Source organism: Neorhizobium sp. SHOUNA12A, from assembly GCF_023006505.1.
Taxonomy (GTDB): domain Bacteria; phylum Pseudomonadota; class Alphaproteobacteria; order Rhizobiales; family Rhizobiaceae; genus Neorhizobium.
Genome location: NZ_JALBGV010000001.1, coordinates 172895 through 194070, shown reverse-complemented (window position 1 = coordinate 194070; position 21176 = coordinate 172895). Strand labels below are relative to the sequence as shown.

The 21176-nt window shown below is 62.9% G+C and carries 18 protein-coding genes; 11 read left to right on the top strand and 7 right to left on the bottom strand.

Annotated features, from left to right (window positions below; translation table 11 throughout):
• Nucleotides 1–70 precede the first annotated feature (70 nt).
• Both MOV63_RS00940 and MOV63_RS00935 read right to left on the bottom strand, forming a co-directional pair.
• Nucleotides 71–1066, bottom strand: a complete 996-nt coding sequence (locus MOV63_RS00940; protein WP_309500810.1) for an MDR family oxidoreductase — start codon at nt 1064–1066, stop codon at nt 71–73.
• 33 nt (nt 1067–1099) lie between these two features.
• A complete protein-coding gene (locus MOV63_RS00935) occupies nt 1100–1858 on the bottom strand; it encodes a FadR/GntR family transcriptional regulator (protein WP_247031120.1) in 759 nt (252 codons plus the stop codon).
• Nucleotides 1859–1990: 132 nt separating this feature from the next.
• On the opposite strand from MOV63_RS00935, the gene MOV63_RS00930 reads away from it, so the two are divergent.
• The 3 genes from MOV63_RS00930 to MOV63_RS00920 are packed head-to-tail and all read left to right on the top strand — an operon-like array spanning nt 1991 to nt 7955.
• The gene (locus MOV63_RS00930) at nt 1991–3472 is read left to right on the top strand and encodes an FAD-binding oxidoreductase (RefSeq protein ID WP_247031119.1); all 1482 of its coding nucleotides are present in this window, start codon (nt 1991–1993) and stop codon (nt 3470–3472) included.
• Complete coding sequence (locus MOV63_RS00925; RefSeq protein ID WP_247031118.1) at nt 3473–6949, top strand: indolepyruvate ferredoxin oxidoreductase family protein; 3477 nt, start codon at nt 3473–3475, stop codon at nt 6947–6949. It abuts the gene before it with no gap.
• 28 nt (nt 6950–6977) lie between these two features.
• Entirely contained in the window at nt 6978–7955 is a 978-nt protein-coding gene (locus MOV63_RS00920) for a nucleoside hydrolase (RefSeq protein WP_247031117.1), read from the top strand.
• On the opposite strand, the gene MOV63_RS00915 is transcribed toward MOV63_RS00920, so the two are convergent.
• From MOV63_RS00915 to MOV63_RS00900, 4 genes are read right to left on the bottom strand one after another with little or no spacing between them, the layout of a single operon-like run.
• The gene (locus MOV63_RS00915) at nt 7956–10061 is read right to left on the bottom strand and encodes an acetate--CoA ligase family protein (RefSeq protein WP_247031116.1); all 2106 of its coding nucleotides are present in this window, start codon (nt 10059–10061) and stop codon (nt 7956–7958) included. It lies immediately after the preceding gene.
• A gap of 10 nt (nt 10062–10071) precedes the next feature.
• Nucleotides 10072–10896: an enoyl-CoA hydratase/isomerase family protein gene (locus tag MOV63_RS00910; protein WP_038545850.1), complete on the bottom strand. Its 825-nt coding sequence runs from the start codon at nt 10894–10896 to the stop codon at nt 10072–10074.
• A 23-nt stretch (nt 10897–10919) separates the two neighbouring features.
• Nucleotides 10920–11849, bottom strand: a complete 930-nt coding sequence (locus MOV63_RS00905; protein WP_247031115.1) for a pseudouridine-5'-phosphate glycosidase — start codon at nt 11847–11849, stop codon at nt 10920–10922.
• Nucleotides 11850–11887: 38 nt separating this feature from the next.
• On the bottom strand, nt 11888–12997 hold the full coding sequence (locus MOV63_RS00900; protein WP_247031114.1) for a carbohydrate kinase: 1110 nt from the start codon (nt 12995–12997) through the stop codon (nt 11888–11890).
• A 115-nt stretch (nt 12998–13112) separates the two neighbouring features.
• Between MOV63_RS00900 and MOV63_RS00895 the strand changes: the two genes are divergently transcribed.
• The 5 genes from MOV63_RS00895 to MOV63_RS00875 all read left to right on the top strand — a co-directional run bounded on the left by MOV63_RS00895 (nt 13113) and on the right by MOV63_RS00875 (nt 17979).
• Nucleotides 13113–14087 carry an isopenicillin N synthase family oxygenase gene (locus tag MOV63_RS00895; protein WP_247031113.1) on the top strand — a complete coding sequence of 325 codons (975 nt, stop codon included), beginning with the start codon at nt 13113–13115 and terminating at the stop codon, nt 14085–14087.
• An 80-nt stretch (nt 14088–14167) separates the two neighbouring features.
• On the top strand, nt 14168–15205 hold the full coding sequence (locus MOV63_RS00890; protein WP_247031112.1) for an ABC transporter substrate-binding protein: 1038 nt from the start codon (nt 14168–14170) through the stop codon (nt 15203–15205).
• Nucleotides 15206–15294: 89 nt separating this feature from the next.
• Complete coding sequence (locus MOV63_RS00885; protein ID WP_247031111.1) at nt 15295–16338, top strand: ABC transporter ATP-binding protein; 1044 nt, start codon at nt 15295–15297, stop codon at nt 16336–16338.
• On the top strand, nt 16335–17192 hold the full coding sequence (locus MOV63_RS00880; RefSeq protein WP_247031110.1) for an ABC transporter permease: 858 nt from the start codon (nt 16335–16337) through the stop codon (nt 17190–17192). Before MOV63_RS00885 ends, MOV63_RS00880 begins: the two co-directional genes overlap by 4 nt.
• A 4-nt stretch (nt 17193–17196) precedes the next feature.
• Nucleotides 17197–17979: an ABC transporter permease gene (locus MOV63_RS00875; RefSeq protein WP_038545831.1), complete on the top strand. Its 783-nt coding sequence runs from the start codon at nt 17197–17199 to the stop codon at nt 17977–17979.
• 4 nt (nt 17980–17983) lie between these two features.
• Here MOV63_RS00875 and MOV63_RS00870 read toward each other — a convergent pair whose 3' ends face one another.
• The gene (locus MOV63_RS00870; protein WP_247031109.1) at nt 17984–19135 is read right to left on the bottom strand and encodes a DSD1 family PLP-dependent enzyme; all 1152 of its coding nucleotides are present in this window, start codon (nt 19133–19135) and stop codon (nt 17984–17986) included.
• A gap of 135 nt (nt 19136–19270) precedes the next feature.
• Here MOV63_RS00870 and MOV63_RS00865 point away from each other — a divergent pair, with 135 nt between their 5' ends.
• The 3 genes from MOV63_RS00865 (at nt 19271) to MOV63_RS00855 (ending at nt 21162) form a co-directional block, all read left to right on the top strand.
• A complete protein-coding gene (locus MOV63_RS00865; protein WP_247031108.1) occupies nt 19271–19882 on the top strand; it encodes a LysE family translocator in 612 nt (203 codons plus the stop codon).
• A 90-nt stretch (nt 19883–19972) separates the two neighbouring features.
• Nucleotides 19973–20338 (top strand): nuclear transport factor 2 family protein, encoded by a 366-nt coding sequence (locus tag MOV63_RS00860; protein WP_038545822.1) that lies wholly within the window; start codon nt 19973–19975, stop codon nt 20336–20338.
• Nucleotides 20335–21162, top strand: a complete 828-nt coding sequence (locus tag MOV63_RS00855) for a helix-turn-helix domain-containing protein (protein ID WP_247031107.1) — start codon at nt 20335–20337, stop codon at nt 21160–21162. Before MOV63_RS00860 ends, MOV63_RS00855 begins: the two co-directional genes overlap by 4 nt.
• The last annotated feature ends 14 nt before the right edge of the window (nt 21163–21176 follow it).

Sequence of the window (21176 nt, the reverse complement as noted above, 5' to 3'; positions counted from 1 at the left end):
CAATTTTCTGCCGGAGATATCTCTATCGTCTGTGAGCCGCGAATGGAAAGCCGCCTCAGGTATACCTTTTCTACTTTGTCACATCGATCACCACACGCCCGCGGATTTTCCCCGCAATAATATCCTCGGCAAGCTGTGGCAGGTTGGACATCGGTTCCGTCGTGGTGATTTCCGAAAGCTTGGCGGGATCGAGATCGCGGGCCAGCCGGGCCCAGGCGGAGAGCCGCTGTTCGCGGGTGGCGATGACGCTGTCGACGCCGATCAGCGTCACGGCGCGCAGGATATGGGGCAGGACGGTTCCCGGAAGGTCGGCGCCGCCGGCAAGGCCGCAGGCGGCGATGGCGCAACCGCGCATCGTCTGGGAAAGCGCGTTGACGAGGGTGGTCGAACCAACGCTGTCGACGCCGCCGGTCCAGCGCTCCTTCTGCAGCGGGCCGCCTTTTTCAGCAAGCACGGCGCGATCGATGAAATTGGTGGCGCCGAGCGAAGCGAGATAGTCATGGGTTTCCGGACGGCCGGTGGAGGCGGTGACGTTGTAGCCGCAGGCGGCCAGCAGCGCGATTGCCACCGAGCCAACGCCTCCGGCCGCACCGGTGACCAGCACTTCGCCTTCGCCAGGCTTGATCGAGCCCCATTTTTCCAGCGCATCGACGCAGAGCGCTGCGGTATAACCTGCGGTGCCGATTGCCATCGCCTGTTCCATCGAAAAAGCGTCGGGCAGAGGGATCAGCCATTCCGGCTTGACGCGCTGGTAGCGGCCAAAGGCGCCCCATTCGGTTTCGGAAAGGCCCCAGCCGTTCAGCACGACCTTGTCGCCCGCTTTCCATTCCGGCGAGCGGGATTCGATCACGGTGCCGGAGAGGTCGATGCCGCCGACCATCGGCATTCGCCTGGCGATGCGGCCCTTGCCTGATATCGCCAGGCCGTCCTTGTAGTTCAGCGTTGAGTAGGCGATTTCGACCAGCACGTCATTGTCGGGAAGATCGGCGATCGAGATCTCTCTGAAGGCGCCTTTCGGCTTGCCGTCGACGGCATCGATCACCATGGCGGTGAAGGTCTCGGTCATGTCTCTCTCCCGATATCGTGGCGATGTTGGTTTTTAAGCGGAGGCCTGTGCAGTGGCGTCCCGCCTGGCACGCGCGTCGAGCACGGCGGAATAACTTTCGCGCACATAGGCGAGCAGCCGCGCCAGCACATCGGCGGCCCTGGCATCCTCGCGACTGCGCACCGCGTCGACGATTTCCTGGTGCAGCGAGGCGACGTGGCGGCGTTCGCGGACCCGGAAGACGATCATGTTGGTGATCGGAATGAAGGCCTCGATGACGGTGTACATCATCAGTTTCAGCGGGCCGTTGCCGGTCGATTCCACCAGTGCTCTATGGAAACGCACGTCCGAAGCGCAGAAATCCTCGTCGCTAACAGCCTCGTCGAGCTGTACCGCGATCTCCGCTTCCATCGCAGCGAGGTCGGCTTCGCTGCGATTTGCCGCGGCCAGCCGGCAGCAGACGGCTTCCGTTTCCAGCCTGGCGGTGATGATCTCTTCGATGTCGAAGGCGCCGATGCCGACCAGCAGGGTGGCCGCGCCGGTGATTGCCTTGGAAAGACCTTCCGGATCCGGCCGCTTGACGAAATTGCCGCCGGTCGGTCCGCGTTTGGAATGGATGAGGTTCTGGGCTGCGAGGCGCTTCAGGGCCTCGCGCACTGTCGGGCGGGAAATGCCGAAACTTCGGGCAAGTTCTTCCTCGGTCGGCAGGCGCTCGTCGATCTTCAGCCGGCCGTCCATGATCGCGGAACGGATATTGTCCGATACCTGTCTCGCGATGCCCGTGCGGACGACCTCGTCGTATTTGAGGATCATGTCACCCTTCCCATGGTTCCTGCCATAGTGATGCCACGGGAGGGGCAAAAAGGCTACTGCTTTTTAAATATAGGTTTGACAAATATGGGAATGGGAATAACCTCGCCCCCAAGAAACAAGGGGAATGAGAGAATGGGCGCAATCGCATTCGGCGATGCTGGAGCGCAGGGCAGCGAAGCAGGCATTGCGGAGGAGAGCACCTTATCCTCCGACCGCGTGGCCCATCTTCTCTCCAACCTCGAAAGCCGGCTTGACGCCGCTGCGATCCTCGCTGGCGATGCGATTTCGGATGGTTATGCCGCCGATGCGACCGCTCGAGGTGCACGACCTGCGGTCGTTTTGCGTCCGCGCAACACCGAAGACGTTTCCGCCATTCTCTCTGCCGCCAACGAACTCCGCCAGCCGATCGTCGTGCAGGGTGGTCGCACCGGGCTTTCCGGTTCTTCCCGGCCCGTCGAAGGTGAAGTCTCCATCTCGCTCGAACGTATGACTGGCATTGAGTCGATCGACGTCGCGGCTCAGACGATGATCGTCAAGGCGGGCACGCCGCTGCAGGTCGTGCAGCAGGCGGCAAGCGACGTGGGCCTGTTCTTCGGCGTCGATATCGGTGCGCGCGGCACGGCCACGGTCGGGGGCAATATCGGCACCAATGCCGGCGGCATCCGGGTTCTGCGTTACGGCATGTATCGGGCGCAGGTCATGGGGCTTGAGGCGGTGCTGCCGGACGGCACTATTCTCTCATCGCTGAAAGGCCTGCCCAAGGACAATTCCGGCTACGACCTCAATCCGCTGTTCATCGGAACCGAAGGCACGATCGGCGTCGTCACGCGCGCCTGCCTGAAACTGCATCCGAAACCGCAGATCGAGCGCAACGCCTTCATCGCCCTGCCGTCGCTGAAGGCGGCGCAGGATCTGCTGGCGCGGCTGCGGGTCGAACTCTCCGGCCTCATCTCAGCCTTCGAGGCGATCTTTCCGAACGTCTACGAAGGCACCGTCGACTACATGGGGATCCGTCCTCCCGTCGAAAAAGGGGTGGGCATGTATGCGATGGTCGAAATCCACGGCCAGGCGCCGGATCAGGACAACGAGCGGTTCGAGGCGGCGCTTGCCGCGGCTTTGGAAGACGGGCTTGCCACCGACGTGGTGCTCTCCAATTCGCTGCGCGAGTTCAACGGGCTGTGGGGCATCCGCGACGGCATCAACGACTATCTGTTCGGCAATGGGGTGACGATCGGCTTCGACATTTCCGTGCCGCTGTCCCGCATGCAGGAATTTCTCGACAGGGCCGCTCTCGCCGTCGACGAGATCGATCCGGATGCGCGGACCTATATCTTCGGCCACCTGGGCGACGGCAACCTGCATTACTGCATGTTCAGCCATCACGAGAAAAAGGTCGCCGAGGCGATATTCTCGGGCATCGAGGCGGTCGGCGGCGGGGTTTCCGCCGAACACGGCATCGGCACCGACAAGGTGAAATACCTGAAATATGCGCGCAGCGAAGCCGAGATCGCCACGATGCGCCGGCTGAAAGCCGCATTCGATCCGAACTACATTCTCAATCGCGGCCGCGTCTTCGAGGCGCCGGTGTTCGTGCAGCAGGCGGAGCGGGCGTAGATGTCGATCCATGCCGCGCCGGATACCAACCCCAAGGATAGCAAGGTCAGCCTCGACGACCGCTATACGCTGGAGAAGGGCCGCATCCTGGTGTCGGGCACGCAGGCATTGGTGCGCCTGCCGATGATCCAGCGCCAGCGGGATTTGGCTCGAGGGCTGAATACGGCCGGTTATGTTTCCGGTTACCGTGGCTCGCCGCTCGCCGGTTTCGACCGCGAGATGGCGCGCGCGAAAAAGTTTCTCGATGCTGCGCATGTAAAATTCCATCCGGGTCTCAACGAGGACATGGCGGCGACTGCCGTCTGGGGCACCCAGCAGACCGGCATGTTTCAGGGCTCGCGTTATGACGGCGTGTTCGGCATGTGGTACGGCAAGGGGCCAGGCGTCGACCGCAGCATGGATGTGATCCGCCATGCCAACGCGATCGGCACCAACCCGAACGGCGGGGTGCTGCTGCTGGTCGGTGACGACCACGGCGCGGTTTCCTCTACCCTGCCACACCAGAGCGAGCACAACCTGATTTCGGCCATGGTGCCGCTGCTGTCGCCGGCAGGCGTCGGCGAATATATCGAATACGGCCTGCTCGGCATTGCGATGAGCCGCTATTCCGGCGCCTGGGTGGGCTTCAAGTGTCAGACCGAGATTGTCGAATGTTCGGCGACCGTCGATCTCGATCCGGACAGGCCGCAGATCGTCATCCCCGACGAGACATTTGCGCCGGATGGCCTGTCGCTGCGCTGGCCAGACGGGCCGCATGCAATGGAACTGCGGCTCGAGCGCAAGATGCTCGCGGTGCAGGCCTTTGCCCGCGCCAATCGGCTGGACCGCACTATTTGGGGAGCTACCGGCCGCGCCCGTCTCGGCATAGTCTCGACCGGCAAATCCTGGCTCGATCTTCTTGGTGCGCTGGCGCTGCTTGGCATAAACGAGGCGCGCGCCGCCGAACTCGGCATCGCGCTCTACAAGGTCGGGATGGTCTGGCCGCTTGAGCCGCAGGGGATCGCGGAGTTCGCTTCCCGTGTCGACGAACTGCTCGTGGTCGAGGAAAAACGCTCGATCCTCGAGGACCAGATAAAGGCACAGCTTTTCAACCTGTCCACGGAGCGGCGCCCACGCGTCTTTGGCAAGGCCGGCGAGAACGGCGCGGCGCTGCTGCAGGCGATCGGCGAGATCGGCACGCTGTCGGTCGCCAAGGCCATCCTTTCCCGGCTCAATTATCTCGACGAGGCGCTGCAGGCCAAGGCGCGTTTCGTGGAGGAAATGTCGATCGCCATGGGCGTCGAGGCGACGGCGCTCAAGCGCGAAGCCTATTTCTGCTCCGGCTGTCCGCACAGCGTCTCGACCCGCCTGCCGGAGGGAAGCCGCGCCTCCACCGGCATCGGCTGCCACATGATGATTATCGGCAACGAGGACCGCAATACCTCGACCTTTACCCAGATGGGCGGCGAGGGCGGTTCTTGGATCGGCCTGTCGCCCTTCACCAACGAGAAGCATATCTTCGTCAACATGGGCGACGGCACCTATTTCCATTCCGGCCTGCTCGCCATCCGCGCCGGGATCGCGGCACGAGTCAATGCTACCTACAAGATCCTCTACAATGACGCGGTCGCCATGACCGGCGGCCAGAAACATGACGGCGACGTCACCGTGCCGGGCATTGTCGGGCAGATGTTGGCGGAAGGTGCGGCTCGCGTCGTGGTGGTCGCCGAGCGGCCGGAAGTCTGGCAGGGCAATCTGCCGCGCGAAGTCTCCATCCATCACCGCGACGAACTCGACGCGGTGCAGCGAGAGCTGCGCGACATCCCCGGCGTCACCGTCCTGGTCTACGACCAGGTCTGCGCCGCCGAAAAACGCCGCCGCCGCAAGCGCGGCGCCTATCCAGTCTCGGACAAGCGCGCCTTCATCAACGAACTGGTCTGCGAAGGCTGCGGCGACTGTTCCGCCGTCTCCAACTGCATCTCGATCGAGCCGCAGGAGACCGAATTCGGCCGCAAGCGCCGCATCAATCAGTCGAGCTGCAATACCGATCTATCCTGCATCAAAGGCTTCTGTCCGAGCTTCGTTACCGTCGAGGGCGGCAGCATTCGCAAACCGGCGGCGAAGTCGAAGGTGGTGAAGACCGAAGACCTACCGCTGCCCACTTTCACAGCGACTTTCGAGACGCCCTACAGCATGCTGCTCGCCGGCATCGGCGGCACCGGCGTCATCACGGTCAGCGCCATTCTAGCTCAAGCGGCGCTTCTTGATGGTCTGGCTCTGGTAACGCTCGACCAGACCGGCCTTGCCCAGAAGAACGGTTCGGTCGTCTCGCATATCCGGCTGGCGAAGGACCCGGCGCAGATCAATGCCGTGCGGGTTGGCCCCGGTGAAAGCGACCTCGTGCTCGGCTTCGATATCGTCGTCGCCGCGCAGAAGAATTCGCTTGCCTCGTTTGCGAAGAACAAGACGCGCGCCGTCATCGACGACCATTTCGCGCCGACGGCTTCCTTCGTGAAGGATACGACGATCGATTTCAGGCAGGAGGCGACACTGAAATCGCTGCGCCGCGCCGCAGGTGAAGATGCCATCGAGACGGTTGCCGCGACCGACATGGCAACCGCGCTGCTGGGTGATGCGATTGCTGCGAACATGTTCCTGCTCGGCCATGCCTGGCAGCGCGGTCTGGTGCCGATCAGCCTTACCGCCATCGACAAGGCGATCGAGCTCAACGGCACCGGCATCGCCATGAACCGCGCTGCCTTTGGCTGGGGACGCCGTGCCGCCGTCGATCCGGAAGCCGTCGCCCGCGAGGCTGGCCTCGTGAAGGCGGAGCCGAGGATCGAGACGCTGGAAGAAATCGTCGCACGTCGCACCGCCTTTCTCGCGGATTATCAGAATGCGGCCTATGCGGCGCGTTATGCCAGTCTCGTGGATGTCGCGAAATCCGCCGAAACGCAGCTGCGCGGCATAAGCGGGTTTGCGGAAGCGGTGGCGAAAAACGCCTTCAAGCTGATGGCCTACAAGGACGAATACGAGGTCGCCCGGCTGCATCGGGACCGGAGCTTTGAGAAGAAGCTCTCCGAGCAGTTCGAAGGCGATTTCAAGATCAAGCATCATCTTGCGCCGCCGATGATCGCCAGGATCGACCGGCGCACCGGACATCCCGCCAAGATCGCCTTTGGCGCTTGGATCCGCCCCGCCTTCGCGGTGCTCGAAAAACTGAAATTCCTGCGCGGCACGTCCTTCGATCCGTTCTGCCGCACGGCCGAGCGGCGGATGGAACGGCAGCTGATCGCAGACTATTTTGCACTGGTGACCGAGCTTTCCGCCGGGCTCGATACCGCCAATCATGCGCTTGCCGTCGAGCTTGCCGGCCTGCCGGACATGGTCCGTGGTTTCGGCCATGTAAAGCTTGCCTCGATCACCAAGTTCGAGAAGCGCAAAGCCGATCTCCTTGCGAAATGGCGGGCGAGGGAGCCGCTCGTCCATGTCGCGTAACAGTCATCGTTCCTGAGAGTTTTCCGCAATGGCAGAAAAGATCATCATCGACACCGATCCCGGCCAGGACGACGCGCTGGCCATTCTGCTGGCGCTCGCCAGTCCGGAAATCGAAGTGCTGGGGATCGTCGCAGCCGCCGGCAACGTGCCGTTGTCGCTGACGACGAAGAACATCCGCAAGATCTGCGAACTGGCAGGCCGTCCCGACATCAAGGTATTCGCCGGCTGCAACCAGCCGATGACCGGGCCGCTCGTCACCGCCGAGCACGTGCATGGTGCGACCGGGCTCGATGGCGCCGACCTGCCCGAGCCGACCATGCCGCTTCAGGAACAGCATGGTGTCGATTTCATCATCGAGACGCTGTTGAGCGAACCGGAAGGCACCGTGACCGTCTGCACACTCGGCCCGCTCACCGACCTCGGCAAGGCGCTGACCCGGGCGCCTGAGATCGCCGGCCGTATCAGGCAAATCGTGCTGATGGGCGGCGGATTGTTCGAAGGCGGCAACATCACGCCGGCCGCGGAATTCAACATCTATGTCGACCCGCCGGCAGCTGCCGTCGTATTCGGCTCAGGCGCGCCGATCGTGATGATGCCGCTCGACGTCACCCACAAGACGCTGACAAGCCGCGCCCGCGTTGCCGCGATCCAGGCGATCGGCACACCGCTTTCTGACGCCGTGGTCGGGTGGCTCGATTATTTCGAGCGCTTCGACGTGGCGAAATATGGCAGCGACGGCGGGCCGCTGCACGATCCGAACGTGATTGCCTATCTCGTAAAGCCGGAGCTTTATTCCGGCCGGCTCTGCAATGTGGAGATCGAGACGGAGTCGGAACTCACCAAGGGCATGACGGTCGCCGACTGGTGGGGCGTTTCCGGCCGGCCGAAGAACGCGATGTTCATGCGCGACGTCGATGCCGACGGTTTTTATGCGCTGCTGACTGAGCGGCTCTCATGGTTCGGCCGCGCGGAGAATGCGGCTCCGCCGAAGCTGCGGCTGGTCTGATCAGTCGCGCTTCCGCGGGATGATCAGTGCGTCGAGGATGCGCACGCCTTTGCCCTCGGGCAAGACCGCTACCGGATTGAGATCGATAGCTTCGATATCGTCCCCGTATTGCGCAGCGAACTCGGAGAGCCTGACCAGCAGATCGGCGAGCGCCCTGCGATCCGCCTTCGGCGCGCCGCGATAGCCTTCCAGCAGCGATGCCAGTTTGGTCTCGCCGATCATCGCGTCGGCACGGGTAAGGTCGATCGGGAGGAGGTCGAAGGCACTGTCCTTCACCAGTTCCACCAGCACCCCGCCGATGCCGACGACGAGGCCGAAACCGAAGGGTTCGTGACGCACGAGGCCGACCAGTGCCTCGACGCCGCCCGTCACCATTTCCTGTACCGACACGCCGCGCAGATCCGCATTCGGGGCGTAGGCGCGGGCGCTTGCGATGATGGCGTCGAAGGCGGCGCGGGCTTCGGCTTCCGAAGCGATGCCGAGCTTCACGCCGCCCGCTTCGGTCTTGTGCTGGATATCCGGCGACTCGATCTTCATGACCACCGGGAAGCCGAGCTGCCCGGCTACTTCGGCGGCGGCATCGGCATCGGTGACCAGATATTCGCTCGGAACCGGCAACCCTTCGGCGGCGAGCAGTTGCTTGGCCTCGCGTTCGGTCAAAGCACCGGCGGGGAGGGTTTTCTTTGTCGCGGTTGTCTTGTCGGGCCAGGAGACGAGGCGGCTTTGAGTGATCAGGCTGCGGACGGCTGTCAGCGCGCTTTTCGTACCGCGCAGCACCGGCACATTCGAAAGCTTGGCCTCGACATCCGGGTGATGGCCGGAGGAGAGGTTGTTCATGAATACGACCGGCACCTTGCCCGTCCCGGCATAATCGGAAACCGCTTCGGCGATGCCGAGATATTCGGAAGCGCAGAAATCGTCGAGGCCAACGGGTGCGTCCTGGGTTGCGACGATCAGGCCGATCGAGGCATCGTCGGCAAGTGCATGCAGGACATCGCGATAAATTTTGCCGTCCGCGAAGACGACGCCTGTCGTGTCGAGCGGGTTCTGGGGTGTGGCAAAAGGCGGCAGCAGCGCCTCTAACCGGGCGACCGTTTCGGGCTGCAGGTCAGGCAGCGAGAGACCGACCTCATCGGCGATATCGGAGACATGTGCCACGCCGCCGCCGGAAACGCCGATGATCGCGACGCCCGGCCTGGTTGGGCGGTCCTTCAGGCCCAGGCAGAGCGTTGCCGTTTCCATGAAGCCGTCCATATCAGGCACTTCGATGATACCGACACGGCGGAAGAAGGCGTGGTAGGCGTCGTTGCTGCCGGCGAGCGAACCCGTGTGGGCGGCGGTCGCCTGGGCACCGCGTTCCGAGCGGCCGGCACGAAGGGCGATCACCGACTTGTTGGCGGCGTGCATCTTCTCCATCGCGGCCGCCAGTTTTTCCGGTTCGCGGATGGCTTCGATGACGATGCCGACGGCGCGGGTCTCATCATCCGTTGCGAGGAATTCGAGGTAGTCGGGAATATCGGTCGCGGCACTGTTGCCGGAGGAGACGATGTGGCTGAGGCCGAATCTTCCTGTATTGCCGAGCGCAATCGCACTGGCGCCGGAATGGGAGAGGATAGCGAAGCGGCCTTTTTCGAGATTGGTCGAGAGGCTGGAGGAATAGAGTGCGGCACCGGAGCTCAGGTTGAAGAGGCCGAGGCAGTTCGGGCCGCAGATCGCCATGCCGTAGCGTTCGGCGATCTCGATCAGTTGCTGCTGCCGCTTGCTCCCGGCTTCGTCCAGCTCGGCGAAACCGGAGGCCAGCACCACCGCCGCCTTGACGCCGGTGCTGCCGGCCTCTTCAAGGGCCGCAATCACCTTGTCGGCGGCGATCCCGATCACCGCGACATCGGGTGGATTGGTCCGCGCCGAGAGGGAGGGTGAGGCGGGAAGCCCGAAGATTGTCTCGGCCTTCGGATGCACCGGAATGATCTGTCCCTGGTAGCCGAAGCGCATCAGGTTCTTCATCACGTAGCTGGAGGAGGCGTCGGCGCGCTCGGTGGCGCCGACGACCGCGACGGAGCGCGGTGCCATCAGGGCTCGCATCGCTTCCGCAGTATTGGCCCTCATGACCAAAACCTCAGTCGAGGCCCTTGAAGGGGTCGTCGCGGAAGGCGAGATATTCCTTGAGCGACATCTTGGCGAGGTTCGCCATCCACTCGCGGCCCTGCCGGGTGACGTGGAGGGCGGCAATCGCTTCGATATTGTACTGGAACGACGGCATCAGCCCGGCGACCATCTGCTGGTTGTTGATCGAGGCCTTCGTGTATCTCAGCGCCGGCACCGGCATGCGGGCAAGCTTGCGAGCGAGGTTCTCGGTCTTCTCCTTGAGCTGATCGGCCGGCACCACCTTGTTGATCAGGTGCATGCGTAGCGCTTCTTGCGCATCCACCATGTCGCCGGTGAACATCAGCCAGCGCACGTCGCGGGTGGCGAGCAGCCAAGGCATCATCAGCGCCGGCGGGCCGGAATTGTGGCGCACTTCCGGTTCGCCGAACTTGGCATTGTCGGCGGCAATCGCCAGATCGCAGCACATCATCAGCTCGAGTGCGCCGGCAAGAGCGTAACCGTTGACTGACGCAATGACCGGGATCGGGGCGCGCCAGATGTTGAGCAGGGCTTCGGCATTTTCCGACATGTCCTCGCGCCAGAAATCGATATCGACATCGAAATCGCCTCCCTGGAGGTCGTAGCCGGAGGAGAAGGCGCGCCCGGTGCCGGTGATGACGAGCGCATTGACGTCCGGATCGGCGACGGCCGCGGCAACCGCCGCGTCGATCTCGCGGATCACCGTCTTGTTCATCGCGTTCATCTTGTCGGGGCGATTGATGGTGATCGTCGCGAACTTGTCGGTCAAATCCTTCTCGTAAAGGATCGTCTCGTAGCCGTTCATTTGCTGGTTCATGGGCAGTTCCCCTTGTTCTTGAACTATTTGCCGGCCTTCTTCAGCGCCGCGTAGGCGACGGCCATCTTCGCGGCGAGACGCGCGTTGTTCTTCACTAGCTCGATATTGGCCTTGAGGCTCTCGCCCTTGGAAAGCTCGTTGATACGGGCGAGCAGGAAAGGCGTCAGTTCCTTGCGGCCGATGCCGCGCTCTTCCGCCTCGCGCACTGCGTCCGAGATCGTGCCGTCGATGAAGTCTGGGTTCAGCGCCGCCGCTTCCGGGATCGGGTTGGCGATCAACAGACCGGTGCCGGTGCCGAGCTGGTGGTGCAGATACATGGCCTTGGCGATCTCTTCGGCCGTATCGAGCCGATGGTCGGCCTTGAAACCGCTCTTGCGGGTGAAAAAGGCCGGGAAATCGTCGGTGCCGTAAGCGATGACCGGAACGCGCTGGGTTTCGAGATATTCCAGCGTCTTGGCAATATCGAGGATCGACTTGACGCCGGCGCAGACGACCGCGGTTTTGGTGCGGCCGAGCTCCGTCAGGTCGGCGGAAATGTCGAACGTCTGCTCGGCGCCGCGGTGTACACCGCCGACGCCGCCGGTCGCAAAGATGTCGATGCCGGCAAGATCGGCCATCAGCATGGTCGCGGAAACCGTGGTGCCGGCAGACTGGCCGCGGACCATGGCGACGGCGAGGTCGCGGCCGGAGGCTTTTACCACACTCTTGGCCTTAGCCAGTTCTTCCAGTTCGCTGTGTTCGAGGCCGACGCGTAGCTCGCCGTTGACGACGGCGATGGTGGCGGGGATCGCGCCGTTCTCGCGGATCACCGCCTCGACGCCGAGTGCGGTTTCGAGATTGGCCGGGTAGGGCATGCCATGGGTGATGATCGTCGATTCCAGCGCCACGACCGGGCCGCCGGCTGCGATCGTTTCGGCCACTTCGCGGCTCAGCTTCGGTTTGATGAGGGCCATTTTCGGTATTCCTTAAATCGTTTTCGGCCAGCCGAAGGTCAGCCGGCCAATCGGTGCATATTGGCTTCCAGGAAGCGTTCGGACAGGTCCGTATGGACGCTTGCGGTGCTTTCGGTGGTCAGCGTGCCGAGCAGTGCGCCGGTGCGGGCCGCATTGTAGGTGTCCTCGCCGTGCAGGATCCGGTGCAGCGTGCCGGCGATCATCGCATCCCCTGCGCCGGTGATATCGACCGGCCGGGCATGGACTGCCGGGAAGGTGCGGGCGCCCTCGGTGCCGGCGATCGCAATGCCGCGCGGACCCATGGTAACGACCGCTTCGCGCGCACCGGCCGCCTGCAGGGCAAGCGCCGCCTCTTTAGCGTCGTCGATCGTTTCATGCGCCTTGCGACCGAGGATCGCGTTGGCCTCATCGATGTTCATGAACAGCAGATCGACGCCGGTGAGATCTTTTGGCAGGCGGGCTGCCTTGGGTGTCGAGACCGCGTCGATCGCCAGCCGGAAACGGGCGCCTTGGCGCTTGGCGATGAGGGCGGCCAGCGTCTCAGCCGGCAGGTTGCAGTCGGAAAACACCCAGCTTGCAGCGGCGAGATGTGGCCAGATGCGCTCGATATGGCTCGGCAGCAGCAAGTCGAAAATGCTCATGTCGGCAATGCCGAGCACAAGATCGCCCTTGGTGTCGAGGATAGCGGCATATTCCGCCGTCGGGCGCTCGGTGGTGGTGATGATCTGGCTGACATCGATGCCGCGATCGCGCATGTGCTTCACCACCGCCCGGCCGCCTTCGTCGTCGCCGACGATCGAGACGAAACTGGTTGTGGTGCCGAGAAGGGCGAGGTTTTCAGCGACGTTGCGGGCAACGCCGCCGAGGCTGCGGACGCCGTCGACCGGGTTCGAAGTCTCGAAGACGAATTCCTGCTTGGCGCGGTATTTGCGGTCGAGCACGGCGCCGCCGATGCAGACTGCGCGGGTTTCGGCGGGCATCACATACCCGCGGCCGAGGATGTAACCCTTCTGCATCAACTGGACGATGTGGGCAGCGACCGTCGATCGCGCCAGCCCAAGCATGGTGGCGATCTCCTGCTGGCCCGCGAACGGGTTGTCCTTGATGATTGCCAGGACGGCCGCTTCCTGTGGCGCAAGGTCATCCATGTTTCGTCGATCGTCCTTGGGTCGAGAACCGCATTGCAACTTCGTTCATTTTGATATGGACAACAACAGATGTTTTTGTCAACATCTGTTTGTCAGATGTGAATTGGAGGAAGGCATGTCCTTAACGAGCGCCAATCCTGCGTCATCCCATGATGCCGCTCCCGGCATTCCGGTGGTGGATGTCGGCCCCTTCATCCGCAACGAGGCAGGCGCTGCCGCCGTCGTGAAGACGATCGAAACGGCCTGCCGCGACACGGGCTTCTTTCTCGTGACCGGCCATGGTGTTTCGCCCGAGGTGACGTCGAGGCTCTACAATCTCGCCCGCGCCTTCTTTGATTACCCGCAGGACTGGAAGAAGACCCAGGGCCGCGGCGCCGGCGTTATGGGCGGCGTCGCTTTTTCGCCGATCGCCGAAGAGGCGCTTGCCGCCACGCTCGGCATCAAGACGCCGGGCGACTACAAGGAAAGCCTGAACTTCGGCGAGAACCTGCCCGGCGACGCCTGGCCGGACAGGCCGGATGGCCTGGAGCAGGCGTTTCGCGATTATTTCAAGGAAATGGAAACCCTCGCCAGGCACATGCGCCGCATCTTCTGCCAGGCGATCGGGCTCGATCAGGATTATTTTGAGCCCTCTTTCGAAAACCATCTCTCGGCGCTGCGCGTCATCAACTATCCGGAACAGGAAGAATCTCCGCTGCCGGGCCAGATGCGTGCCGGCGTGCATACCGACTACGGCTTCATGACGATCCTGCGCTCGGAGGCTTCGGCCGGCGGACTGCAGGTGCGCAACCGCAACGGCGACTGGCTGGACGCGCCGTCGATCGAGGGCGCCTATGTGATCAACATCGCCGATGCCTTCATGCGCTGGACGAATGACGAATGGGTCTCGACACCGCACCGCGTCGCCAATCCACCGACCGGTTTCAAGGGCACTGCCCGCCGTCAGTCGATCCCGTTCTTCCTCAACCCGTCCAAGGATACGGTGATCGAGTGCCTGGCCCCGTTCGTAAAGGGTGGTGCCAAATATGAACCGATCACCTATGGCGAATATATCGACCTGAAGACGAAACAGGCTTTTTCGAAAGGCTGATCACCGACCGAATTCGTGCGCAGAAGCGGAGAACCGCCGGCACAGCAAGGTCTCGAAAGACCGCAACAAGGGGAACTAACATGATGGATTTGACAAAGCGGCAAACGCTTGCCGGAATGGGTGCACTCGCCGCGGCCGGCCTTTTCGGTCTTCCGGCGCGGGCTCAAGGGAAGGCGCTGGTCGTGCCGACGCTCGGCGGGGTGTGGGAACAGTACTGGCGTTCGACCGTCGGTCCCGCCTTCACCAAGCAGACCGGCGCCGCCGTGACGCTCGACGTCGGCAACGGCCGCGTCTGGGGCGCCAACCTGCGTGCGGCGGGCGCCGCCAAACCTCCCTATTCAATGGTGATGACCAACGAGGTTTTTGCCTCCGGCCTGCGCAAGGAAGGCTTTTTCGAAAAGCTCGACCTCACCAAGCTGCCGAACTACGCCGACCTCTATCCGCTCGCCAAGAAGACCGATGGCTGGGGTGCGATCGGCGCCGTTTCGCCGATCGGCATCGGCTACCGCACGGACCTAGTGAGGACCAAGCCGAAGTCCTGGAAGGATCTCTGGAACAATCCGGAGTTCAAGGGCAAAATCGGCCTCTACAACTTCGCCAACAGCGCCGGCAAGATGGAATTGCTGCTGTTTTCGAAGATCTTCGGCAAGGACCAGTATGACGTAGATGCCGGTTTCGCGGCTCTCCAGAAGCTCGGCTCGGTGATCCAGGTGGACTTCAACATGTCGACGGGCCTTGCCTCCGGCGAAATTGTCGTCGCACCCTTCGACTTCGGCGAGATCGCTCGCCTGCGCCGCCAGGGCCTGCCGGTCGACTGCATCATCCCGGAGGAAGGGATGTTCATGTTCGACCAGACCATCAACATCCTTGCCAATGCTCCGGAAAAGGAACTGGCCTACCAGTACGCCAATTTCCTGCTGTCGCCGGAAGTGCAGGGGATGATGATGAAGGAGTTCTTCATCTCGCCGACCAATTCCAAGGTGGTTGTGCCGGCCGATCTCAAGGTCGACGTGCCGGTTTCCGGCGCGGACATGGACAAGATCCTCACCTGGGACTGGAACTTCGTCAACGAAAAGCAGGGCGAGCTCGCCGAACGGTGGGCGAAGACCATCAAGTGATTTCCCCAACTGCGATCATGGCCTGCCATGAGGGCAGGCCATGATCGGCTTTTTCGGGGTCCGGCTCTTCAAATGGAAAGTGGAATTTCATGACAGAGGTTAGCATCGAAAAGCTGACCAAGGACTATGGGCAGGGTCCCGCAGTCAACAGCATTTCGATCAGGATCGCGGAGGGCGAGTTCATCTCGCTGCTCGGACCCTCCGGTTGCGGCAAGACGACGACGCTGAAGATGATCGCCGGTTTCGAGGATGCGACCGAAGGGGCGATCCGCTTCGACGGCCGCGACGTGGTGCATGTGCCGGTCGAAAAGCGCGATATCGGCATGGTCTTCCAGAACTATGCGCTGTTTCCGCATATGACGGTCGAAAAGAACCTCGCCTTCGGGCTTGAGATGCGGAAGCTTCCAAAGGGCGAGATCCGTACCCGCATCGCCAAGGTGCTGGATATGGTGCAGCTTACCGGTTATTCGGAGCGTTATCCGCGCCAGCTTTCCGGCGGCCAGCAGCAGCGCGTGGCGCTTGCGCGCGCTTTGGTCATCGAGCCGAAGATCCTGCTGCTCGACGAACCGCTCGCCAATCTCGACGCCAAGCTGCGCGAGGAGATGCGTGTCTTCATCCGCGATCTGCAGCGCCGCGTCGGTATCACAACGGTCTACGTCACCCACGACCAGGCCGAGGCGATGACCATGTCCGACCGGGTCGTCGTGATGTTCGGCGGCCGCATCGCCCAGATCGGCACGCCATCGGATATCTACGAGCGGCCCGCCAATCTGGAAGTCGCCGAGTTCGTCGGACAGGTGAACATCATTCGCGGCAAAGTCGGCAACCGCGTCGTATCGACTGCCTTCGGCGACGTGCCGGTCAGCGGAGATTTCGCCGATGGTGCGGAGCTGATGCTGGCTCTGCGCCCGGAAGCGGTCGAGCTGCTGCCGATCAATTCAGGCTCCACAGGGGCGCCGGCCAAGGTTCTGTCGAGCTATTATTCCGGCAGTCTCGTCGACTACCGGCTGGAGCTTGCGACCGGCGCTGTCGTCAACGTCCAGACGTTTCCACGCACCCGGTTTGCCGATGGCGAACAAGTGCTGGTGCATGCGCCATCCGATCGCTTCTGGCCGTTAGGGACCGTGGCATGATTGTCCCGCCCAGGAAAAGGTTCGGACCGCTGCTGCTGATCGCGCCTGCCGCGATCCTGCTCGGCGTGTTCCTCGTGCTGCCCTATCTCAATATCGTCGTCATGAGCTTCCGTATGCCGGGGCAGGGCACGCCCTATGGGCCGGGCTTCACGCTTGGCAATTACGGCAAGTTCTTCTCGGACTTCTTCTACATCCAACAGGTGATCAACACGCTGTGGATCGGCTTCCTGACGACCTTCATCTGCCTGGTTCTCGGTTATCCCGTCGCCTGGCAGCTGGCTCGCGGGGCCTCGACCTTCCGCGCGCTGGGTTATGCGCTGGTGCTCTCACCTCTGCTCGTCGGCATCGTCATCCGCAGCTACGGCTGGACGATCCTGCTCGGCAATAACGGCATCATCAACCGCACCCTGACCGGCTGGGGGCTGATCGATGGGCCGCTGCCGTTGATGTACAATGCGCTCGGCATCATCATCGCGCTGGTGCATGTCTTCCTGCCCTTCATGATCCTGCCGATCATGAGCGCCATCCAGGGCATCGATCCGTCGCTCGAAGCGGCGGCCCGTTCGCTCGGGGCGTCGAAGGTCACCTCCTTCCGGCGCATCACCCTGCCGCTGTCGCTGCCGGGCATCCAGGCCGGCTGCATCCTCGTCTTCGTTCTGTCGCTCAGCGCCTATGTGACGCCGTCGCTGATCGGCGGCCTGCGCGTGAAAACCATGGCGGTGACGGTGGTGGATGCGCTGATCGATACGTTCCAGTGGCCGTTCGGTTCGGCGCTGGCGCTGATGCTGTCGGTCACCGGTGCGATCTTCGTCGTCATCTTCGGGCGGCTGACCGTCATGAAATGGAAGGCATAGAGACATGTCGAAACCGTTCTTCACCGTCTATTGCCTGATCATCTACGCCTTCCTGCTGGCGCCGATCGCGGTCGTGGTGATCGCCTCCTTCAATGCCGGGGCTTTCCTCACCTTCCCGCCGCAGGGGCTCTCCTTCCGCTGGTATCTCGTCTTCTTCAACAACGAGGTGTTCATGCGGGCGATCCGCACCTCGCTGTGGATCGCGACGCTGACCATGGTGATCTCCGGCATCATCGGCACGATGGCGGCGATGTTCTACGTGACCCATGCGGGAAAGCTCAAGGAAACGGTGCGGGTAGCCATGCTGGCGCCGCTCTTGCTGCCGGAAGTGCTGACCGCGATCTCTCTGCTGTTCTTCGTCTATTCGGTCGGCCTCGGCACGCAGAACCTGGTCGGCATGATCGTCGGCCATGTGCTGATCACGCTGCCCTTCGTGTTCATCAACGTCTCGGCCTCGATGGAAAGCTACGACCCGGCCTGGAGCCTTGCGGCGCAGAGCCTCGGGGCAGGGCGGTTCACCCGCTTCCGGCGGATCATGCTGCCGCTGATCAAGCCGGGCGTCATCGGCGGCTGCCTGTTCGCCTTCATCATCTCGTTCGACGTCTTTACCATTTCCTTCATGCTGAAAGGGGTTGGCATGTCGACGCTGCCGATCCAGCTGTTCGACTACTTGCGCACCAATTTCACGCCGGAAGCGGCGGCCGTCTCGACCTGCTCGATCGTGCTGACGATGGCGGTGGTGGTCATCTCGGAAAAGGTGTTGGGCCTGCGCATCCACCGCTTTTAGGCGGTCAATAAAGCTTGCCGCGGGCGGTGACCGGCCAGAGCGCCTCGACACGGCCGTTGCGGACGCAGACATACCAGTCGTAGAGATTGCAGGTCGGGTCGCAATGGCCGGGCACGAGACGCAGCCGGTCGTTGAGCTTCAACATATCCTGCGGGTCTTCGATCTTGCCGTGTTCGTCCGAAGCGCTGACGAACTTGAGATCGGGTCGTTCGAACACCGTCGGCAGGCCGCTGTCGATCGAGTGTGCCTTGAGGCCCGCGTCGCAGATGGCGCGGCCGGAGGCAGGCTTGCTCATGATCGAGGTCAGCACGAACAGCGCATGTTCGAAACCGCCGACCGTGCCGTTGCCTTCGATCGAGCGGACACGGGCGTAATCCACATCCATGAAGACGTAGGAACCGGGCTGGATCTCGTTATAGACGCCGGATGACCCCTCGAGGTTGTGGGTGCCTGTTCCCGCCCCGGTGATGATCTTCGGTTCCAGTCCTGCCTCGCGCAGCAGGTCCGACGTCTCTCGCGCCATGCCGATCGCCTTGTCGATCGCGGCCCGACGGTCGACCGGATCGTAGATATGCTGGGCGCTGCCGTGATAGGCCTGAATGCCGGCGAAGGCGAGGTTCGGCGCGGCGGCGACCGTCTTTGCGAGTTCGACCGCCGGCGGGCCGGGTAGTACGCCGCAGCGGCGGGCGCCGCAATCGATCTCCACCAGCACGTCAAGCGTCACGCCATGCCGGACGGCCGCTTCGGAGAGCGTGGCGACGACTGCGGGATCGTCGACGCAGACGGAGACGTGGGCGCTCCTTGCGAGCCGCGCCAGCCGGTCAATCTTCTTCGGGTCGGCCACCTCGTTGGCGACGAGCAGGTCGGTGACGCCACCGCGGACCAGCGCTTCCGCTTCGGATACTTTCTGGCAGCAGATGCCGACTGCTCCGCCGTTCGCGATCTGGTAGAGGGCGACATCCGCCGACTTGTGGGTCTTGGCATGCGGGCGAAGCCGCACGCCCATCGCCTCGGCATGATCCTTCATCCGCGCGACATTCCGCTCGAAGGCATCGAGATCGATGATCAGCGCCGGCGTCTGGATGTCGGCGATCTTATCGCCGATGGCGGCCGGCACGTCGTAGCCGATGTCGATGTCGTTGGGAGAGGAGGTCATGAGGTCGGGTCCGCAATCAGATGGCGCGACGATAGGTTCGCCGCCGCATCCAGGCAATCGTTCGCCTGCAATTTCGTTCAAGATCGATGAGACGCTCTGCGATAGCTGTGGGAAAACACCTCGAAAGGATCGCCCATGAGCCCGGAATTCCTGATCACCTCCTTCATCGTCGTCGCTTCACCCGGTACCGGCGTGCTGATCACGCTCGCCGCCGGCCTGTCGCGAGGTGCGCGAGCAAGCCTCGTTGCCGCGCTCGGCTGTACGCTCGGCATCCTGCCGCACATGATTGCGGCGGTCTCGGGCCTTGCCGCGCTGCTGCATACCAGCGCCTTGGCCTTCGAGATCATCAAATATCTCGGCGTCGCCTATCTGCTGTTCATGGCCTGGCAGGTCCTGAAGGAAAAGGGGGCGCTGACCGTGGAGGCGGACAAGACGCCGAAATCGGTTGGCCAAGTCATCGTCTCGGCTATCCTTGCCAATCTGCTCAACCCGAAACTGTCGATCTTCTTCTTTGCCTTCCTGCCGCAGTTCGTCGCCCATGACGAAGCCGCACCTGTTCTGCGCATGACCGAGCTCAGCCTCGTCTTCATGCTGATGACGTTCGGCATGTTCGTCCTCTACGGCCTGTTTGCCGCCTCGGTGCGGAACCACGTCATCTCGCGGCCGAATATTCTTGCCTGGATGCGCCGTATCTTCGCTGGCGCCTTCGTGGTGCTCGGCGCGAGACTTGCGCTTTCGGCGCGATAGTTATTACCTGCCGCGTAATTGAGACGATGCAGCCGCTCCGGCATGTTCGCCCTGCCTGCAACGAGCAGGACGATCTCAAGGAGAAAAGACATGACCGATGCGAACACCAATGCCGAACGTTATCTCGCCATCTGGAACGAGACGGATGCCGTTCGCCGCAAGGCGATGATCGCCGAGACCTGGGCGGAAGACGGGCTTTACGTCGATCCGCTGATGCGCGGCGAAGGCCATGAGGGTGTCGATCGCCTGGTTGAAGGCGTCCAGGCGCGGTTTCCGGGTTTCCGCTTCACGCTGCTCGGTACGCCCGACGGCTACGACGACAATCTGCGCTTTTCCTGGGAGCTTGGCCCCGTGGACGGCGAGGCGCTGATCAAGGGCACGGATTTTGCCGTCCTGGAAAACGGCCGGCTGAAGTCGGTCTGCGGTTTCCTCGATCAGGTTCCCGCTGCCGCATGACGACTCTCGCACCCGCCCGCCCCCTCGGTGACCTCCTGCGCGAATGGCGCCGCCGCCGGCGCATGAGCCAGCTCGATCTGGCGCTGGAGGCTGAAATCTCGCAGCGTCATCTGAGCTTCATCGAAAGCGGGCGGGCGGCCCCCAGCCGCGACATGCTGCTGCATCTCGCGGAGCGGCTTGAGGTGCCGCTCCGCGAGCGCAATCCGATGCTGCTCGCCGCCGGTTTTGCGCCGGTCTTTGCCGAGCGCAAGCTGGACGATCCGGCACTCCAGCCGGCGCGGCGGGCGATCGATATGGTGCTGAAGGGCCACGAGCCGTTCCCGGCACTGGCGGTCGACCGGCACTGGACCCTGGTGGCCGCCAATGCCGCGATGGCGCCGCTACTTGCGGATGTCGGCGACCGGTCGCTGATCGAGGGTCCGGTCAACGTGCTGCGGCTCAGCCTGCATCCGCAGGGCCTTGCGCCTCACATTGCCAATCTTTTCGAGTGGCGCAGTCACCTGCTCGAACGGCTCCGCCAGCAGATCGCCGCGACCGGTGACCGCGTTCTCAGGGCATTGCTGGAAGAGCTTTCCGGCTATCCGGTGCCGGAAGATACGCCGAAAGCGGCGGCGAAACATGACTATGCGGGCATCGCCATGCCGATGGACCTGCGGACCGAGGCGGGACTGCTATCCTTCATCTCGACGACGACAGTTTTCGGAACCCCGGTCGATGTGACGCTGTCGGAACTGGCGGTCGAATCCTTCTTTCCCGCCAATGACGAAACGGCCCGGCTTCTGCGCCAGATGGCAGAGGCCGGGCCGTCGAAGAGCGACAGTTAAAGCTGAGCTTCGAT

Excerpts from the sequence above, each read along its gene's own strand:
- MOV63_RS00855 (WP_247031107.1), top strand. The coding sequence starts at position 20,335 with ATGACGACTCTCGCACCCGCCCGCCCCCTCGGTGACCTCCTGCGCGAA.
- MOV63_RS00920 (WP_247031117.1), top strand. The coding sequence starts at position 6,978 with ATGGCAGAAAAGATCATCATCGACACCGATCCCGGCCAGGACGACGCG.
- MOV63_RS00870 (WP_247031109.1), bottom strand. The coding sequence starts at position 19,135 with ATGACCTCCTCTCCCAACGACATCGACATCGGCTACGACGTGCCGGCC.
- MOV63_RS00905 (WP_247031115.1), bottom strand. The coding sequence starts at position 11,849 with ATGGCCCTCATCAAACCGAAGCTGAGCCGCGAAGTGGCCGAAACGATC.
- MOV63_RS00880 (WP_247031110.1), top strand. The coding sequence starts at position 16,335 with ATGATTGTCCCGCCCAGGAAAAGGTTCGGACCGCTGCTGCTGATCGCG.
- MOV63_RS00875 (WP_038545831.1), top strand. The coding sequence starts at position 17,197 with ATGTCGAAACCGTTCTTCACCGTCTATTGCCTGATCATCTACGCCTTC.
- MOV63_RS00930 (WP_247031119.1), top strand. The coding sequence starts at position 1,991 with ATGGGCGCAATCGCATTCGGCGATGCTGGAGCGCAGGGCAGCGAAGCA.
- MOV63_RS00885 (WP_247031111.1), top strand. The coding sequence starts at position 15,295 with ATGACAGAGGTTAGCATCGAAAAGCTGACCAAGGACTATGGGCAGGGT.
- MOV63_RS00935 (WP_247031120.1), bottom strand. The coding sequence starts at position 1,858 with ATGATCCTCAAATACGACGAGGTCGTCCGCACGGGCATCGCGAGACAG.
- MOV63_RS00890 (WP_247031112.1), top strand. The coding sequence starts at position 14,168 with ATGATGGATTTGACAAAGCGGCAAACGCTTGCCGGAATGGGTGCACTC.
- MOV63_RS00860 (WP_038545822.1), top strand. The coding sequence starts at position 19,973 with ATGACCGATGCGAACACCAATGCCGAACGTTATCTCGCCATCTGGAAC.
- MOV63_RS00900 (WP_247031114.1), bottom strand. The coding sequence starts at position 12,997 with ATGGATGACCTTGCGCCACAGGAAGCGGCCGTCCTGGCAATCATCAAG.
- MOV63_RS00910 (WP_038545850.1), bottom strand. The coding sequence starts at position 10,896 with ATGAACCAGCAAATGAACGGCTACGAGACGATCCTTTACGAGAAGGAT.
- MOV63_RS00865 (WP_247031108.1), top strand. The coding sequence starts at position 19,271 with ATGAGCCCGGAATTCCTGATCACCTCCTTCATCGTCGTCGCTTCACCC.
- MOV63_RS00940 (WP_309500810.1), bottom strand. The coding sequence starts at position 1,066 with ATGACCGAGACCTTCACCGCCATGGTGATCGATGCCGTCGACGGCAAG.
- MOV63_RS00895 (WP_247031113.1), top strand. The coding sequence starts at position 13,113 with ATGTCCTTAACGAGCGCCAATCCTGCGTCATCCCATGATGCCGCTCCC.
- MOV63_RS00915 (WP_247031116.1), bottom strand. The coding sequence starts at position 10,061 with ATGAGGGCCAATACTGCGGAAGCGATGCGAGCCCTGATGGCACCGCGC.
- MOV63_RS00925 (WP_247031118.1), top strand. The coding sequence starts at position 3,473 with ATGTCGATCCATGCCGCGCCGGATACCAACCCCAAGGATAGCAAGGTC.